This is a genomic window from Halanaerobium saccharolyticum, assembly GCF_004362045.1.
In the GTDB taxonomy this organism is placed as follows: Bacteria; Bacillota; Halanaerobiia; order Halanaerobiales; family Halanaerobiaceae; genus Halanaerobium; species Halanaerobium saccharolyticum_C.
Genome location: NZ_SNWX01000075.1, coordinates 1 through 1,440 on the forward strand (window position 1 = coordinate 1; position 1,440 = coordinate 1,440).

General features: G+C 33.3%; 1 protein-coding gene. It reads right to left on the reverse strand.

Annotated elements, in window-relative coordinates:
* Window positions 1-98 precede the first annotated feature (98 nt).
* The gene (locus DFR79_RS16025) at window positions 99-1,322 is read right to left on the reverse strand and encodes an ISL3 family transposase (RefSeq protein ID WP_133516457.1); all 1,224 of its coding nucleotides are present in this window, start codon (window positions 1,320-1,322) and stop codon (window positions 99-101) included.
* Window positions 1,323-1,440 lie beyond the last annotated feature (118 nt).

A 1,440-nucleotide genomic window follows, 5' to 3' on the forward strand; every position in this document is an offset into this window, starting at 1 on the left:
ATTTGGCTCTTCGCTATTTAGTGTGGGTAACCCAAATGGCACATATTAACATTAATGGTAATTCAAAATTTAAAATTAACATCAATATAACTTGAATTCTAAATAAATGCTTTAGTTAATTCAAAATCAAGTTTACCACACTGTAGATATATAGCTGTCATGAAATTATTTAAATTCCTGAACCCTCTGGCTTTTCTTTTAATGGTCTGAACAATACTGTTTAATCCTTCTAAAATACCATTATTGATTCGGCTTTCAATATAGTTCATTATGCCCAGCCAGTGTCTGTTAATAAATCGACCTATCTCAACCATTGGTTCCAGTTGACTGCGAATCGCCCAGAGATACCATTTCTGCAGATAACTTGCTGCAGCTGTGAGATCATCGATATTCCAGAATTCCTGCAGGGATAATTTAAGATTATAGGCTCTCATTGTTTTTAGATTCATTTCAGATAGCGATTTTAGTTTTTCTTTTTGTTTTTTGGTTAGATTATTCTTATTTTTAAGCCAGATATATCTTGTCTTTTTAAGTTCTTTGTTATCAGACTGTTCATTGCGTCTTACCTGGTCTACAGCTTTATTTACAGCTTTCATTACATGAAATTTATCAAAGGTAACCTTAGCCTGAGAGAAGTTATCAGCAGTGCCTTTAATAAAGGCTGGTGACATATCACAGCAGATTTTTTTAATATTTTTAGGATCACCATTATGTAATTTTAAATCTAAAGCAAAAGAATCAACAGTTGAGGCATCTTTACCTTCAGTAATATAGATTATCTTTGATTTATCAAGATCCACAAATATTGTTATGTAGTTATGTCCCTTCTTACTTGAAGTTTCATCAATACCGATTTTATCAGTACTGCTGTAATCTTCTTCAGCACGGGCTTCTTCTACATAACGGTTTAGTATTCTCCAGAGTCTTGTATCATGTTCGCCAACTAATTCAGCTATTTCATTTACAGTCATAGCTGTAGCTAGCTGCATAATGAACGCTTCAAAAAGCATTGTAAAGCCTGAACCTGGTTCAGCCCATGGTGCTTTAACCTGCAGCACTCCATGGTCCTTGCATTTGGTTCTCGGCATTTTAGCATGAATATAGGCTCTATACTGAAAGAAATTAAGATGTCTCCAGGTTCTTTCTTTAGTATCGTGAATGGCTGATTTTTTACCGCATTCAGGACAGGGAAATTTACTGCCTCTTTTATGAGAAATGTAAATATCCAATCGACCATCATCTTTATTAAAATCTATTTTATCTAGTTTCCATGGGTCTTCTATTCCTAAAGCCTGGGTGAATAAATCTATATTATTAAACATTAAAATCATCTCCTGTTATAGTATAGGTAAAGTATACCATAATTGGATATGAAAATGAATAAATTCAACTATATTAAATAAAAGAACAATGAAAACCCACACTAAATAGCGAAGAGGC